This window comes from Psychrobacter sp. 78a-MNA-CIBAN-0178 (genome assembly GCF_040309625.1).
Lineage (GTDB): Bacteria > Pseudomonadota > Gammaproteobacteria > Pseudomonadales > Moraxellaceae > Psychrobacter > Psychrobacter okhotskensis.
Map to the genome: position 1 here is coordinate 1 of NZ_JBEOOZ010000002.1, position 15,742 is coordinate 15,742.

14 protein-coding genes are annotated in these 15,742 nt (G+C 44.1%); 4 read left to right on the forward strand and 10 right to left on the reverse strand.

The features are described from left to right. Nucleotides 1–241: 241 nt before the first annotated feature. Nucleotides 242–1,897: a BCCT family transporter gene (locus AAEY80_RS01775; protein WP_025651074.1), complete on the forward strand. Its 1,656-nt coding sequence runs from the start codon at nucleotides 242–244 to the stop codon at nucleotides 1,895–1,897. A 157-nt stretch (nucleotides 1,898–2,054) separates the two neighbouring features. Here AAEY80_RS01775 and AAEY80_RS01780 read toward each other — a convergent pair whose 3' ends face one another. The 8 genes from AAEY80_RS01780 to dnaQ all read right to left on the reverse strand — a co-directional run bounded on the left by AAEY80_RS01780 (nucleotide 2,055) and on the right by dnaQ (nucleotide 10,764). Further along, a complete protein-coding gene (locus tag AAEY80_RS01780) occupies nucleotides 2,055–2,351 on the reverse strand; it encodes a DUF3144 domain-containing protein (RefSeq protein ID WP_173239734.1) in 297 nt (98 codons plus the stop codon). Between the two features lie 158 nt (nucleotides 2,352–2,509). Further along, nucleotides 2,510–3,676, reverse strand: coding sequence for a methionine adenosyltransferase (metK, locus tag AAEY80_RS01785; protein ID WP_025650834.1), 1,167 nt, complete (start codon nucleotides 3,674–3,676; stop codon nucleotides 2,510–2,512). A gap of 162 nt (nucleotides 3,677–3,838) precedes the next feature. After that, nucleotides 3,839–4,435 (reverse strand): DJ-1/PfpI family protein, encoded by a 597-nt coding sequence (locus AAEY80_RS01790; protein WP_101212026.1) that lies wholly within the window; start codon nucleotides 4,433–4,435, stop codon nucleotides 3,839–3,841. 105 nt (nucleotides 4,436–4,540) lie between these two features. Beyond that, nucleotides 4,541–5,185 carry an endonuclease III gene (nth, locus tag AAEY80_RS01795; protein WP_502945549.1) on the reverse strand — a complete coding sequence of 215 codons (645 nt, stop codon included), beginning with the start codon at nucleotides 5,183–5,185 and terminating at the stop codon, nucleotides 4,541–4,543. Nucleotides 5,186–5,289: 104 nt separating this feature from the next. Next, complete coding sequence (locus AAEY80_RS01800; RefSeq protein ID WP_350587808.1) at nucleotides 5,290–6,123, reverse strand: RnfABCDGE type electron transport complex subunit B; 834 nt, start codon at nucleotides 6,121–6,123, stop codon at nucleotides 5,290–5,292. A 100-nt stretch (nucleotides 6,124–6,223) separates the two neighbouring features. Beyond that, a complete protein-coding gene (gene nudC / locus AAEY80_RS01805) occupies nucleotides 6,224–7,186 on the reverse strand; it encodes an NAD(+) diphosphatase (RefSeq protein WP_350587809.1) in 963 nt (320 codons plus the stop codon). A gap of 165 nt (nucleotides 7,187–7,351) precedes the next feature. Beyond that, nucleotides 7,352–9,034 carry a hypothetical protein gene (locus AAEY80_RS01810; protein WP_350587810.1) on the reverse strand — a complete coding sequence of 561 codons (1,683 nt, stop codon included), beginning with the start codon at nucleotides 9,032–9,034 and terminating at the stop codon, nucleotides 7,352–7,354. A 143-nt stretch (nucleotides 9,035–9,177) separates the two neighbouring features. Beyond that, on the reverse strand, nucleotides 9,178–10,764 hold the full coding sequence (gene dnaQ / locus AAEY80_RS01815) for a DNA polymerase III subunit epsilon (protein ID WP_350587811.1): 1,587 nt from the start codon (nucleotides 10,762–10,764) through the stop codon (nucleotides 9,178–9,180). A 457-nt stretch (nucleotides 10,765–11,221) separates the two neighbouring features. Between dnaQ and AAEY80_RS01820 the strand changes: the two genes are divergently transcribed. Together AAEY80_RS01820 and AAEY80_RS01825 are read left to right on the forward strand one after the other, a co-directional pair. Then, on the forward strand, nucleotides 11,222–11,779 hold the full coding sequence (locus AAEY80_RS01820) for a hypothetical protein (protein ID WP_350587812.1): 558 nt from the start codon (nucleotides 11,222–11,224) through the stop codon (nucleotides 11,777–11,779). Between the two features lie 98 nt (nucleotides 11,780–11,877). Next, a complete protein-coding gene (locus AAEY80_RS01825) occupies nucleotides 11,878–12,177 on the forward strand; it encodes a hypothetical protein (RefSeq protein ID WP_350587813.1) in 300 nt (99 codons plus the stop codon). 164 nt (nucleotides 12,178–12,341) lie between these two features. Here AAEY80_RS01825 and AAEY80_RS01830 read toward each other — a convergent pair whose 3' ends face one another. Beyond that, complete coding sequence (locus AAEY80_RS01830) at nucleotides 12,342–12,812, reverse strand: YkvA family protein (protein WP_350587814.1); 471 nt, start codon at nucleotides 12,810–12,812, stop codon at nucleotides 12,342–12,344. Between the two features lie 271 nt (nucleotides 12,813–13,083). Here AAEY80_RS01830 and AAEY80_RS01835 point away from each other — a divergent pair, with 271 nt between their 5' ends. Then, a complete protein-coding gene (locus AAEY80_RS01835) occupies nucleotides 13,084–14,340 on the forward strand; it encodes an LD-carboxypeptidase (RefSeq protein WP_350587815.1) in 1,257 nt (418 codons plus the stop codon). 207 nt (nucleotides 14,341–14,547) lie between these two features. Here AAEY80_RS01835 and AAEY80_RS01840 read toward each other — a convergent pair whose 3' ends face one another. After that, entirely contained in the window at nucleotides 14,548–15,558 is a 1,011-nt protein-coding gene (locus AAEY80_RS01840) for a GlxA family transcriptional regulator (RefSeq protein ID WP_201583994.1), read from the reverse strand. Nucleotides 15,559–15,742 lie beyond the last annotated feature (184 nt).

The following is a 15,742-nucleotide window of genomic DNA, read 5'->3' on the forward strand; positions in this document are numbered from 1 at the left end:
GTTCATGGTTGCAATCTCACTTTGGTCGGTGGATAAAGACTTTGATGCTAGCGCATCTAGGTCTTTTTTTCACCTCATATTTGGTATTGCACTTCATGTGTTAATCTAAGCCGTAAAAAATCCTAAGATAAACCGATATCTTAGGATTTTTTGCTTTATAACAATAAATGGTTGTTAACCTAATTTGATAGTTCGTAAGTATCTTGTTAAGGTTGGCATCCTAAAAAATTGAGATTATTAAATGGATCACGTTAAAGTTGGCCGTCTGGGCCCTTTTCCACGGGTAAGTAAACCCGTGTTTTTAACCTCGGCGATTTTGATCGTCGCGTTCATTATTTTTGGTGCTTTTTTTAACGAGCAAGCAGAGCTGGTATTTAACCAAGCAAAAGCCTTTGTTTCTATGCGCTTTGGTTGGTTTTTTATTGTGGTGGTCAACTTAGCTCTGCTCATGAGTATTTATTTGATATTTAGCCGATACGGCGATATCAGGCTTGGGCACCAAACAGAGAAGCCAGAGTATAATTTAGTCTCTTGGATTGGGATGCTGTTTTCGGCAGGTATCGGTATTGGCTTGCTCTATTGGGGTACCGCTGAGCCGTTGTATCACTTTATGGCACCGCCATTGGGTGAAGCTGAAACCATTGCAGCGGCCAAACAAGCGATGAATATCTCATTCTTGCATTATGGCCTACACGTCTGGGCAATCTATGGCATTGTAGCCTTGGCTTTGGCGTATTTTCACTACCGTGTTGGCTTGCCATTAGCGATTCGCTCGACGCTGTATCCGTTAATCGGTAAAAAAATCTATGGTCCTATGGGGCATACAGTTGATACACTTGCGGTATTCGGTACCATGTTTGGCGTGGTGACTACCTTAGGTCTTGGGGTGCTGCAGATTAACTCCGGTCTTGAGACGCTATTCGGTATTCCGAATAACATTACCGTACAGATCATTTTGATTGCGTTCATTACTATGTTGGCAGGCATGTCGCTCTTGATGGGTCTTGATAAAGGTATCAAGCGCTTAAGTGACATCAATATTTTCTTCACAATTGTACTGTTAAGCTTTGTCATTATCTTAGGTCCCACGCAGTTTATTTTTAACAGCTTCGTTGAAAACATTGGTAATTACTTACATCAAGTGATTCCTTTGGGTCTGTGGACAGAGTCTTATGAAGGTCAAGAAAACTGGCAGTCATCATGGACAGTATTCTATTGGGCATGGTGGATTAGCTGGTCGCCATTCGTCGGTGTATTCGTCGCTCGTATCTCGCGTGGTCGTACCATTCGTGAGTTCATACTAGGCGTGTTATTAATCCCTATTACCATTTTATTCTTATGGTTCACCGCTTTTGGTGGTTCAGCGGTACATATGGAGCTGATGGCAGCGATTGATCCTAATATGGCCAGTCCTGGTCTGGTTGAAGCTGTGCAAGCAGATACGGGTAGTGCCATCTTTAAGCTAATGGAGTCTTATCCATTTACTTCAGCGCTTAACTTGTTGATTGTCGTGATGATTGTTCTTTGGTTCGTTACTTCGTCAGATTCAGCCAGTTTTGTCATTGATATGCTGACTTCAGGCGGCGATACCAATCCACCGAAGATTCAGCGTTTATTCTGGGCAGGGACAGAAGGTGTGATTGCGGCGGTATTGTTAGCGGCAGGCGGTTTGGGTGCGCTACAGGCAGCCTCTATTGTCTCAGGCTTTCCCTTTGCCGTTGTCATATTAATCATGATGTATTCACTACTGCGGGGATTGAGCCGCGATAGATTGATTTTGTATCGTCAGCAGCAGTGGTTTATCACCGAAGAATCGGCAGAGCATAACTCAGCCAATGAGTTCCGCGACGAAGGTTTACTGACAGGTCCACCAAAAATCATTGAGCCTAATGATTAATAGCCTAGCTATCTGCTAAAAGTACCATAAAACGTAAAAGTCCCAGCCTTGTGCTGGGACTTTTTATTCAGCTACTTTAATAAGGTCAATAAAAAACCCAAGCCTACTATTAGACTTGGGTTTAATATTTAACGATATCTCATAGATTTAAGAAGACTTATTTAGCAACTTTATCATCTTGATTGAGTTGAACGTATTTATCAAAGTTTTGCGCATAATCGGTTAAGTTATCACTTAGCATCTGGCGATATTGTTTGACATAGAACTCGACGATATCGTCTTTTTCTTTGGCAAAGTCATCGCCTTTAACAAAACCGATAGAGGCCACTGAGGCGCTATAACGCGCGGCGGCGTACAATAAAGACGCGCCGACTTGACCTGAATGAGCATCAGGTCCCAATTGACTGTTTGCTACACCGATGATGGCATCCGCACGTTGATAAAATGCCTGCATTTCAGGGGTGATTTCAACATTAGCATCAACATTGTTGTCTTGAGTGTTGCTGTCTTGAATATTGTCTTGAGACATAAGCAATTCCTAATAAGTATCGGTAATTTTCAATTTATAGAGACGGTCTGTATGTAAGAGACTAAGGGGCATCAGGTAATATTTTACAACCCTGCGTCTGCTTTTAAGATTTCAGCTTTGTCTGTTTTTTCCCACGTAAAGGCAGTTTCAGAGCCGGGACGACCGAAATGGCCAAACGTCGCAGTCTGCTGATACATAGGCTGCAATAAGTTCAGCATACGGGTAATGCCATAAGGGCGCAGATCAAAATGGGTACGAATCAGGCGAATGATCTCGTCATGGCTGATGTTGCTAGTACCAAAGGTGTTGACCGAGATAGACGTCGGTTCAGCGACCCCAATGGCATAGCTCACTTGTACTTCACAGCGGTCAGCCAGTCCCGCAGCGACGATGTTTTTGGCCACATAACGCACGGCATAAGCGGCGCTGCGATCTACTTTTGAAGGGTCTTTGCCACTAAAAGCGCCGCCGCCATGACGTGCCATGCCGCCATAAGTATCAACGATGATTTTACGACCTGTTAATCCAGCATCACCAACTGGCCCACCAATGACAAATTTGCCCGTGGGATTGATATGGTAGCGAGTGCCAGCATGCAGTAGATCCGCTGGTAATACTTGCTTAATGATAGATTCCATCACCGCTTCTTGCAGATCTGCCTGCGAGATACTAGGGTCATGCTGGGTCGATAGGACGACAGCATCGATAGCAATAGGACGAGTGCCATCATATTTTAAGGTCACTTGCGCCTTGGCATCGGGACGTAACCATGGTAGCTCACCTGCGCGGCGTAACTCAGACTGACGCTCCATTAAGCGATGGGCATATTCAATAGGGGCTGGCATCAATACTTCAGTCTCGTTGCTGGCATAGCCAAACATCAAGCCTTGATCGCCTGCACCTTGCTCTTCAGGATCGCTACGATCGACACCTTGGGCAATTTCTGGAGATTGCTTACCAAGCATGTTGATGACCGCACAGGTCTCGCCATCAAAACCCAAGTCTGAATGGTGATAACCGATACCATTGACGGTATCACGTACGATACGCTCAACATCGATATTTGCCGTCGTGGTCACTTCACCTGCCAATATCACGGCACCGGTTTTAACCAAAGTTTCGCAGGCAACGCGGGCATGAAGATCTTCACGTAAGATGGCATCAAGGATAGCGTCTGATATTTGGTCAGCCATTTTATCAGGATGGCCTTCGCTCACAGATTCTGAGGTAAATAAGTTGTATTCGCGCATAGTTGGATCGCTTAATGGCAAGGACTGTAATCTATAAACTCAGTCATGATTAAATGTTAACGGAAAAATAAGGCAAAAGTGAATCAAAAAATTATGACATTTTACCGTGAATTGAGTGAAAACTCTAGCGATGGATAATACTAAGAAGTAACTAGGCATGGGTTAGCCACGGTAAAAGTCATCAATATCGCTATTTTCTTGCCAGCGATATTCAGTATAGTGAGCGATCTGACGAGCCGTCTCTATATCATGTCTATCAGTGATAAAGCCAAGCGCCATATCCATGCCAGCACTAACCCCTGAAGAAGTATAAAACTTGCCATCGACGACCCAGCGCGCTTGCTCTACCCAATCAACTTTATCAGACTGCGATATTACCCATTGCCATGAGAGCTTATTAGACGTTGCGCGCTTGCCATCCAGAACACCAGCTTTAGCCAATAATGCACTGCCTGTACAAACGCTAAGCGCCCAATCAGCGTGCTCAACCAATGCCCTAAGCGCCTGCAAAAACGGCTTGTGATAGACTTGCTGGCGAGTACCCATCCCGCCAACCATCAATACAATATCAGTCTGATACGCCAATTCTGTGACAGCGACCGTTTGCATCGCAACGCCATGCTTACTGCGAATGATACCACCACTCAGTGAGGCAAATTGCAGACGATAGTGCTCAGGCAAGCAGCCAAACATCTCGATAGGCCCAAACAAATCCAAAGTTTCAAAATCATCAAAGAGTAGAGCAGTCAGCGTATGCATTAGGATTCCTTAATTCTAAATAAAGAATGGTTATAATTCCAAAAACTATGATCTTAAAAACTATAATCTTAAAAACTACAATTCCAAAAAATATAATCCTGAAAGCTATAGTTCTAAAAACTTGGCTTTGTCCTTAAACATACATTCCTCATAAACAGGGCAAGCACCGCATTTGGGTGTGCGAGCCTGACAGGTATAGCGGCCATGCAAAATCAGATAATGATGCGCATCTACGATAAAGTCATCTGGGATACGTTCGACCAGCTTGTTTTCAACGATTAACACGTTTTTACCAGTGGCGAGGCCAGTACGATTGCCGACGCGAAAGATATGCGTATCGACTGCCATGGTCAGCTGCCCAAAAGCGGTATTTAAGACCACATTGGCAGTTTTACGTCCAACGCCAGCGAGTGATTCTAAGTCCTTACGATTATCAGGAACGGTACTATTAAATTTCTCAATCAAATCTTGGCAGGTTTTAATGACGTTTTTGGCTTTGGCATTATATAAGCCAATATTTTTTATATAGGATTTTAAACCCTCTTCACCCAATGCCAAGATGGCTTCAGGGGTATTCGCCACAGGATATAATTGCTTGGTGGCAATATTGACACTGACATCCGTCGCTTGTGCCGATAAGATGACGGCAATCAGTAGCTCAAAATTACTTCTATAATGTAATTCCGTGACCGGCTCATCAATCGTTGCTGCCAACTTTTCAAAGAACGGACGGACGTCACGATTGGGCATACGCCGAGACGGCGGGGTATCGGCAGTTTTGTGTTTGACAGTTTTACTCATGGTATTTTTACTATGATTTTATTCGTTGGTTATTCAGAAGTGAGTACTCGCTATTAAAGTTGTGCAAGTTCAGTTTTTAATCCTTCAAGTTCTATTTTTTTGCGCTCATTTGGACGCACATTTAACTGCTTTTCTAATTTTTTAATTTTACTGCGCAGCTTGGCAGCGGCAATGGTGTTTTTTGCTTGAGCTTCACTGATATCTATAGACTGACTGGCGGCATTATTCAGTTTTGCCTCTACCATACTGACAACAGGCTTGCTATTGCTGCTGTCAGCAAGCTGCTCAGTGACGCGCCTAAGGTGCGTATGATAGCGCAGCCTTAAATCCTCTTGTTCTGCCTCGCGCTCAGAGATAGACAGCTCGCGCTCAATTGTGACTAGGTCAATGCAATCGACTGGGCAAGGGGCGATACAAAGCTCGCAGCCCGTGCACAAGTCCGTAAAAATAGTATGCATGTGCTTGCCAGTACCGACGATGGCGTCAACAGGACAGGCGGGTATGCATTTGGTGCAGCCGATACAGTCATCTTCACGGATAACGGCACGTACCTCGGTCGGTCGCGTCGATGTGGCGTCTATCGGCCACTGAGATGGCGCGGCTCTAAGGGTTGTTGTAGCGCTGGCGGGATTGACGATTTGCGCAATAGCATCAGTAACTGGTTGACCGCCCGGCACACATTTATTGTATGGCTCGTTATCCACTACAATCGCGGTAGCATAAGGCAAGCAACCGTCCGGATGTTCGCACAGACCGCACTGCGTCTGCGGCAGACAGGCATCAATACGGGCAATTTTTGCCTGCATATCAGCAGGCAATGTCTCGATACGCAAGGTATCGAACAGGATTGGCAGATTGATTAGGCGAATATTACGACTGCTTTGCATTTAATTAAAAACCTTAACATCAGTCATCAAGACTGTCGTTATTAAAATAGATATAAATATTGAAATGATTGTCTTTTAATCTAGTTATATAGTCAACCTACTATAGTGCGATGCCTTGCTCATGGGCAATCTTGGCAATCAGCTCGTAGGCAATGCTGCCCTTAAACGGTATTTTGGGCAGATTAGAGAGGTCAAAAAAATCGGCGTGCGACAGCTCATCTTCTTGTATTACAATATCGCCAGCCGCATAAGATGCGCGAAAACCAAGCATTAAATTGGAAGGAAATGGCCATGGCTGACTGCTGACATAGCGAATATCTGATAGGCTGATGTTGACCTCTTCTGCCACTTCACGAACGACCGCATGCTCTAGACTTTCACCCACTTCTACAAAACCTGCAATCAAGCCGTACATGAGAGGACGTTTTTGTTCTCCATGGCGGTGGTGGTGTGCGAGCAAAATTTGCATCTCTCCCGTCTGTGGATTGGGGCGAGTGATAGCCGTGATAACGCAAGGCTGGACACGGGGGTATTGGCGTAATCGGCATACTGGACAGACCATGGCGCGCTCATCTGCTGTGGCATGAACGACTGGGGATGCGCAGCGACTACAAAACTGCGTATCGGTTTGCCAGCGTAACAACTGTATTGCTTGGCTAATCTGAGCCGATAAGGCGGCAGGTAGCTGGGTGATAAGCTGTCGATACGGCACAAAAGCGTTCCCGCTGCCCTCTGCAGTAATAGGCAATACGATATCATGCGCGATCGCATAGTCATAAGTGATGGCATTGGCTACTGGTGCAGTAAAAGTGGCAGCCTCAGACTCAGTAACAACTAAATTCTCTGTACCATCATTAACCCTATTATCAGCATCAGACTGCCAGTGATGTGGCGCTAGGCTTTCGAGTAGGGCGACGTTGCCTATTTGATAGGCGGGCACTGGTAGGTTGCCATTGTCGTTTGCATTTGACGATGGTGGTAGTTGGATTTGTAATGGCCACCAACCGTCAATCGTCTGACGGCAGAGGAGGGTATCATCACTAAATACAAAAGCGCGAGTCATAAGCAGGTTTCCAAACAGTCTAAAGTAAGTACGTAGCAAATGAAGAGCGAACTTGCTTTAAGTGGCTGTTTTGAAGTAACTATTTCAAAAGTAACATTCAAAAGTAACATTCAAAAGTAACATTCAAAATCAATCGTTATCACAGCGCCGTCGCCGCTATCATTCTTAAGCGGCAAGTAAGTGGCTTAAGCTTTGTTGACCAACATCAAGCGCCTGTTTACTCACGGGACGATTGTGCTCAAAACCATCTAAATGATGATCGACAGCCATAATCACATCAGCGATATAAGCCAGCGTACTATCATCGATACGGTGTCCGCTTTCGATGCGCTGCTGTATATAATTGGCCAATTGGCTCAGCATGCTAGCTGGGGTCGGCAGTTGCAAAAAGCGTACCGCGCCTGCCACTTGGCGTAGCATTTCAGGTATATTCTGAATATTGAGCATATCGCGCTCAGGCTCAGATAAATAATCATTAATCGCTTGCTCAGCACTGGCGATAGCCGTACGACTTTCTTGTATTAACGTATCATAGGCAGTATTGAGCTGATGCAATGAGATATGGGGGTTGTTCAGCGGCAGATAGATAGCCCCAGGGGTATGCATCTCAGCCATGGAAATAGTGGCGTTTTCAGCATGCATCAATGCCAAGAGTAAATGATCGAAATCTTCAGGCGAGGGCGCACGCCACTTGCTTACCGCGTCGGCTGCTGTACTCAGGCTGCTCGCGGCATTTGACAGTCCCAACAAGCGTAATGCTGAGCCCAGTACCGTCAGCTGTTCGATAATTTGTGCCGTCTGCATATCAGCAGGATTGAGCGAATCACCACGCGCGTAGCTATCCACATCTTCTTTAATCGTATTGATTTGAGTCTGAATAATAGCGTTTAAAGTGTCTGTCAGCGCGCGGTTAGGACCGAATAAGAAGCGCTTCATTTGTTCGCGCTGTGGGTCTTCTAATTGGTTGACCGCATATTGTTCACGCAGCAGTTGCGCCGCTTCATTATCACGCTGACAGGCAAAGCTGACTAGATCAGCAAAACGCGTGTCCATGATAGGTAGATAGCTCTGGAACTGCTGCTCTAAATAAATAAGCGTATGCTTTTGGCTGAGGTTAAGCGGCAAAATGGTCGCGATATCAGTGACAGCGGCGGCGGCAGCTTGCCAGAATAGACTCTTGCTCTGAGCAGCTATCAAAGCACAAGCAGCACTCATGGCATCTAATTTTTTCTGAGCGTCTTGAGTCACTACGCCATCTTGGTTGAGCAGTGCAATACCAAGACCACTACGATACGCATACGTCAGTAGCTCACTGTCAAGGTTAAGCTCTTGTAAGGGCTGAAAGTTCTTTTCAGGGTTGGCAATAATGACACTACTACTACCAAACTTCGCAAAATAATCTGATTCGATTGGCGCTAGCTGCCCATGAGCATTAAGCTTATTAATGATTGGTAATAATAAAGTCGGCTCTATTGACTCTGTCAACAGTACAAATTCCACATAACGATCGAGGGTCATGATGGCTTCTGATAAATCCATAATCAAGGCAGTATCATTATTATCACCACTGTCATAAAGGCGCTGCAGACCATTGACGATGGCGGTATTTAACACTTCTGCACCAACCAAAGAAATCAGCTCAAAAATACAAGACAGCTGCTTTAGCACGGTAATAGAGTCTAATAATAAAGGCGCTTGACTGTTATCATCGTTAAATTCGCTTAGATGAATCTCAGTGTCTTTAAGGGTGACGATAATTTCATCATGCAACAAATGTAGCGATGGCAAATTAAAGTCAGTAACGCTAAGCGTGGGAGCAGTTAATTTCATTTGGGCAGACTGGTTCATAGGTGTTTTTCCATAACGTACTGATGAAAATAGCGATCATTTAGAGGATGAGTTAACAGGCGTTTATGCGTAAAGGCTAACGCTTATAACAATCAAGACTACCGTATCCAAATGTCAGTATAAGAGGTTATTTTAATCACGTGCTACATGTTTGCTTTTAATTCAGGATATTGTTCGGCCAACTCGCTATACCATTGCTGGCTGGCCATCTCATCGGTGGGTGACACTAATAATAAGGACGCCAAATTAGCAAAGCTGGCGTGGGCTGTTTGTCCGCCGTCTGCTTGTGAGTCTTCTTCGATGGCGAGGGTGACCTGACCGCCCGTCATTGCTAGATAGACTTCAGCTAAAATCTCGGAATCCAATAATGCCCCGTGGAAAGTACGGTCTTGTTTACCGACATCTAAGCGGCGCACGAGGGCATCTAGGGTGTTTTTTTGTCCTGGATATTGCTGTTTGGCCATGACTAGCGAGTCAGTGACTTTTACTCGCTGTGCAAAGTCATGCATGCCAACTTTAGCGAACTCCATGTTTAAGAAGTTCATATCAAAGGTGGCGTTGTGAGCGATGATTTCGGCACCGTCCATAAAGTCATAGAGCGACTGAGCGACTTGATCAAAGGTTGGCTTGTCGGTTAAAAACGCTTCAGAGATACCATGAATGCGAATCACTTCTTCATCCATCCCGCGCTGCGGGTTGATATAGACGTGTAGCTTTTCACCAGTGAATTTGCGCCCGATCATCTCAACAATACCAACTTCAATGATACGGTCGCCTTTTTGTGGATCAAGTCCGGTGGTCTCGGTATCCATAATGAGCTGGCGATCGGACTCGTGACGGTGTATCGGCTTGGGTAGCAATGGCTTAAAATAGGGATTGGCACGACTGGTGTCACCATCAAATTTTGGCTCATCAGTTGCCATGTCTGGATTATCACTATTTATTATGGTGTCAGTCGTCATCGTCTGGGCTTCTTCTGGCATATCGGTGGTACTCATTGGTTTGCTAGCATTATCATGGCTTTTTTCGTCTAATAGAGGGTTGACGAATGGTTCATCATCGAGCTCTTCATTGAAGGCTTCTTCGTCAAGTTCGTCATCCATATCAAGACCTAACGGGTCATATTTTAGCCAGTCATCATTATTAGAGGCGCTTTGCGCTTTATCAGGCATTATTTGCTCTTTTTTTTTAGCCGTTTCTTGCGACTCTATGGGCGATGATGCTTCACTGCTGGATGTCACACCCAAGTTGGCCAGCTCATCTGCCTTTTCGTTACCAGCATGACCAGCATGACCCTTTACCCAGTGCCAGTCAACCTTGCGCTTTTGGCATAGCGTATCCAATTGCTGCCAAAGATCTTGATTGGCGACTGGTTTTTTGCTGGCCGTTTTCCAGCCTCTTTTTTTCCAACCTTCAATCCACTCAGTAATGCCTTTTTTAACATAGCTGGAGTCTGTCCAAATCTCAAGTTTGTGCTCATGTGGACTGTGGGTTAATGCTTTTATCGCGCCCATCAGCTCCATACGATTATTGGTCGTTTCCTTAGCACCACCATATAAATCTTGTGTATGTCCGTCGCTAAATATAAGATGTGCGCCCCAACCACCAGCCCCCGGGTTGCCTTTACAAGCGCCATCGGTATAGGCGACGGTGGTGTTTTCTTTTGCAGCCAACGGATCAATCGTGTGGTCTTTATGGCTATGCGGCGTAGAGGTACGATTGTCTGACATAAAAACGTTGTGACCTAATAAATGATAAACGTAGGGTAGATTAAGCGATTTTATAAGCGCTATCAAAACGATAGTGGCGCGTCACTTAACTGCGCTTGAGTATAACAAATCTATCGCTGATATGGGCGATCGTAACGCACAAAATCGCAAAACCACATATCATAATAGTAACTCTACAGTTTTCTGTTAAAATAGGCGGTATTGCGCTAAGGTGACTAGCCTCTGACGGCACGAGTACGAGTATACTGCCACTGCTAAATAGCACTAAATAGAAATTCTTATGGTCATGCTTAAAGTAGCTATATGGCTTTAAAAAAGAATGAATCAAAAATAGCACGAATAGTTATTTCAATAATGATTTTAAGGGCTGATTTTTCGCCATCAATAATTAGCGACACTGATTAACAATAGCTTTTTTCCTAACAGTTTTAATGCATGAATGCAGGATAACCCTATTATGTCCTTACGCTCAAACGTTTTTTATAATAAAAGATTGATGCTTTTGATGGTCAGTATCACAGCAAGCAGCGCGTTACTCTTGAGTGCTTGTAATGACAGTAATACCCAAGCTGATACCGAAGCGGTTGAAGCGGTAGCAGACCTATCTGTTTTTGAAGGGTGTTATACCGTTAGCCATGACGAGCCTGCGCAAATAAAAGTCAGTCAACAGGACGGGGCTTGGGTGATGCAAATGAAAGAGCCTGCTAGTGCCAAGCGCGTTTGGGATGATGCCGAGCCGTTAGAAGTACTGGAAAATAGCGACATACCCAAGTTTTTCTCTATAGATCCTGACAATGTCGATGCTGTCATCGGTCGTCCCGATAGAGTGTTAGTGCTGGCTCATATTAAGCCTGTCTATGCTAATATCGATCCGCTACTGGATAGTGAGTATTTATCTTATATTTATCGCGGTGCTAATACCATCTATCGCGTGGAATGTGATGAGGTTAATACCGATATTTTAGCCAACCCTCATGCCAATATTATTATTGATAATGTCGGTACAGACAGCTAAGCAAGTATCATTGATTATAGATATTCTTTCTTATAAATAGTCCTTTTTTATAAACAGTCTTTTCTTAATAAGTAGTTAAGTCATTAGAGTCAGGTAATATGAATTTTTTTAGTTATGTGGTGTTAGGCGGGTTTTCTTATGCTGCTGGTTGGGCAGTCAGAACATACGTACTCGATAAAAAGCCTGAACAGCCTTATAATCTTAAGCATCCCACCATCTTAGCGTATCTAGGCGGTTTTTTTATTATTATGCTGATTGTTTCATGGCTCATGGGGCGTTATTTACTCGGACATACTGTTATCGATTTACCATTCATCGTTATAAACAGCCTCGTTGCAACCTTTGTCTATTCATTCGGTCTTAATCCAGAAAAAGCCCGTTATGATGTGCCGGATTAATGATTTTTTGACAGGTAACTTTGATAGATAACACAGATAAAAGTGTCGTTAATTTAATACCAAGAAACGGTCAATGAATAGCTCATTGACCGTTTCTTTATCACAAATAATACTATAGAAGCACGCTGAATATATCGTTTAATAGCGATTACTAAGCCACTATATTACTTCTTAGACTCTTTACCTTCTTTATCCATATCCTTATTGTTATCTTCTAACTTTTTATCGGTAGGCTTTGAGGCATCGTCTTTATTAGAGTCTTCATCTTTAGACGCTGTCTGCTTGTCTTTCCAAGTTTTGTACTTGCGCAAGTCTTTTTCCATGAGCTTGAGACAAAATTTCAGTACCAATGCATCATCGATTTGACCGATAAAGGGAATAAAATCTGGAATGATGTCAATAGGGTTCAGGACATAGAGCAGACCGACCACTGCCGCAGAAATAGTTTTGTAGGGAATATTGCGATAGTTGCCTTGATAATAATCTTTGACTAAACTCATCAGCAGTAGCAAATCCTTAGCATAACGCTCAAGGCCGCGACCGTTTTCGAGCTGGTCATTGAGCTTATCTTCTTTACCTAAAATGACCTTAATACTGTCTATCAGGCTTTTATTATCTTTCTCTTTGTCAGCCATACTCATATTCCTTATTTTTTGTTAAAGACTATTGAACGCCCTTTACTATAACAAGAGTAGCGACTTCAGCCAAATAAGACTGTGAGTGATTCTGTATCGTTTTGTTGACTATAGCAGCGATAGATTGAGCTGAGCTAAACCATCCTAAGACGCGATATTGTCCAAACCTGCGTTATAATCCAGTTTATGAGATCTTATAAAACAAATATTTAACGTGTGCTAAAGACGTCTGTCCAACAGACCCTAGCTGCATGGCAAAAAAGGTAGAATAATGACTAAGAAATTTTCTGAGCTGAATCGTCGCCAGTTTTTACGTCAAGTCGGAATCAGCGCAGGGGCAGGGCTGTTAGCGACCCAAAGCATTACTCAAGCACTGGCTGCTAATACTACTGGGCAAGATAACAGCACGCAATTTACCAAAGATGATCTGCCAACGGCGTTGATGGATGAGAGCCTGCCATCAGGACAAGCACAACAAGCAGCGCCCGAAACATTGCAGGTGCAAACGAGTTGTATCACGCCAAATATTGAGACGCGGCTTTTTGCCAGCTCCAATGTCGGCGGTAGTGACGAGCGTAATGAGTTGGCGTTAGATCGCATGGCTTGTGCGGGCTTTAAGGTGGATAATCCTGCGATTACCAAACGGCAGTATTTACGCTTTGCAGGTACAGATTCGCAGCGCGCTAGTGATTTGCAAAACATTGCTACGGGTGCGATTAAAGCGCCTAAACTGCTACTTGGTGTACGCGGCGGCTATGGTGCGATGCGTTTATTGCCGATGGTTGATTGGTCAACTTTAGGTCGTATTATGAAGGAGCGCGGCACGATACTGGCGGGCTTTAGCGATGTGACCGCGATTCAGTGTGCGCTACTGGCAAAAGGCGGTATGAGCTCACTTGCCGCGCCGATGCTCTATAGCGAGTTTGGCAAAACCAAACCCGACCAAGTCAGCTGTCGCCAATTTGTAGAAGCATTAACCAATCCCAATCTGACTATCAATATAGCAGATGCGTCGTTAACCAGTGTAAATTTACCCAGTATTCTGACAAATTCTGAGCCAAAAAATCTAACCGGCACTATGTGGGGTGGCAATCTAAGCGTGGTATCGGCGCTGGCAGGTAGTGAGTATTTGCCACGTATTGCTGGCGGTATCGTATTTTTAGAAGACGTCGGCGAGCAAGCTTACCGCATCGAGCGCATGCTCTATGATTTGTATTTGGCAGGGGTGTTTAAAGGTCAGCAAGCGATTGTATTCGGTGCGTTATCGGGTAGCGGTGAGGACAGTTATGATAAGCGTTATGATGTCGCCACCGTCATTCGTCAATTGCATCAGCTGACAGGATTGCCGATTTATAGCGGCATGCGCTTTGGTCATATTGGGCAAAAGCACAGCTTTACACTTGGCGCGATGTGTCAGATTAGTCCAAATACAGTTGGTGGCTATCAATTGGCATTTAGCGATTATCCAACGATTAAAGCCGATGCCATTCATGTCGAAGGCTTGTGGCAAAAAAGTTTAAGCCTATAGTCAAATCCAAATAAATCAGATACGTAGTTATCAGGTCGCTCAATGAAACGTTGTTTTTCTTGCGTGCTGTGCCTACGCCGACAGAGGCTACAAAAAACAACGTTTCATCTCGCTGTATCGTTTTTATATCGAATGAATTATATAAAAATTGTTGCTGTGATAAATTTATTGCAGCCACGTATTACTTCTAAAAAGTCTACTATCAAGTTAAATCGCCAGTCGTGAAAATTTATCCTGATATTCTTTCGGGGTTAGCTCAGTAGCGCGTTTAAACAGCCGCGTAAATGACGAGATATCATCATAGCCGACTTGCTCAGCTAGCGATTTTATCGTCACATCGCCCAATTCCAGTAAGCGCTTGGCCTGCTCAATTCGTACTGCTTGAATATACTCAATTGGGCGCATAGTAACGCATGACTGAAAACGCCTGTTTAAGGTGCGCGGGGTGATATTCACCATAGCAGCCAAATTGCTCACCTGCATAGGTTGTTTGAAGTTTTCCTCGATAAATTCTTGTACCTGCTTAACCAACTGGTCAGCATGTGGTTTATGCAAGGTTACATTGGTATAGCTGTTTTGATTGCCGCGTTTACTATCAATAATTTGAGTTTTTGCCACTTGGGTAGAAATCTCACGTCCGCAATACCGCTCGATTAATAATAGTCCCAAGTCATAAAAGGCGCTACCGCCTGCCGCACAGAATATATTGCCAGATTGATTCTTTGATTGAGTGACAAACTGGTTTTCCTGCAAATCAACCAATGGAAAATCGGTCTTAAACTTACGGGCATAACCCCAATGGGTGGTGGCTACTTTGCCATCGAGCAAGCCTGCTTTTGCCAAAAAGAAAGCCCCGCTACAATTACTAGCGATATCCGCCTTGGTATTCGCCAGTCGCTTGATGTGTGAAATTAAATCGCTATTTTGGCTCAATACTTTATCAATTGAATCGCCAATGGTTGGAATTAATAGTAAGTCGCACTCTGTGACTTCCTGAATATCGCAATGCGCTCGCATAATCAAACGGTTGCTGCATCTGATATCCGCGCCACCTAAGCTTGCAATCTGCACGTCAAACCTTGGTTCTACTGCCTCATCCAAGAATCGCTGCCAGCTGACGCCAGTAAACGAAAATAAATCTAGCGCCCCAGCAAGCACACTACCGAGCACGCCATCGAAGCCAACGATAATCACTTTAAATGGTTTGAAGTAGGGCAAAATTTGGCTTCCTTTAAGTGTATGCAAATTTATAGCTGATATTCACCAGCCGCACGATACGTAATTTGAAATTCACTCACTATAGGTTAGAGAAGATGTCTTATTTGACCATAATTATGTCATAAATGACAATACGGCAAGGCGTTAAATTAGATTAATATCAATGAATCATCAAATTTAATGA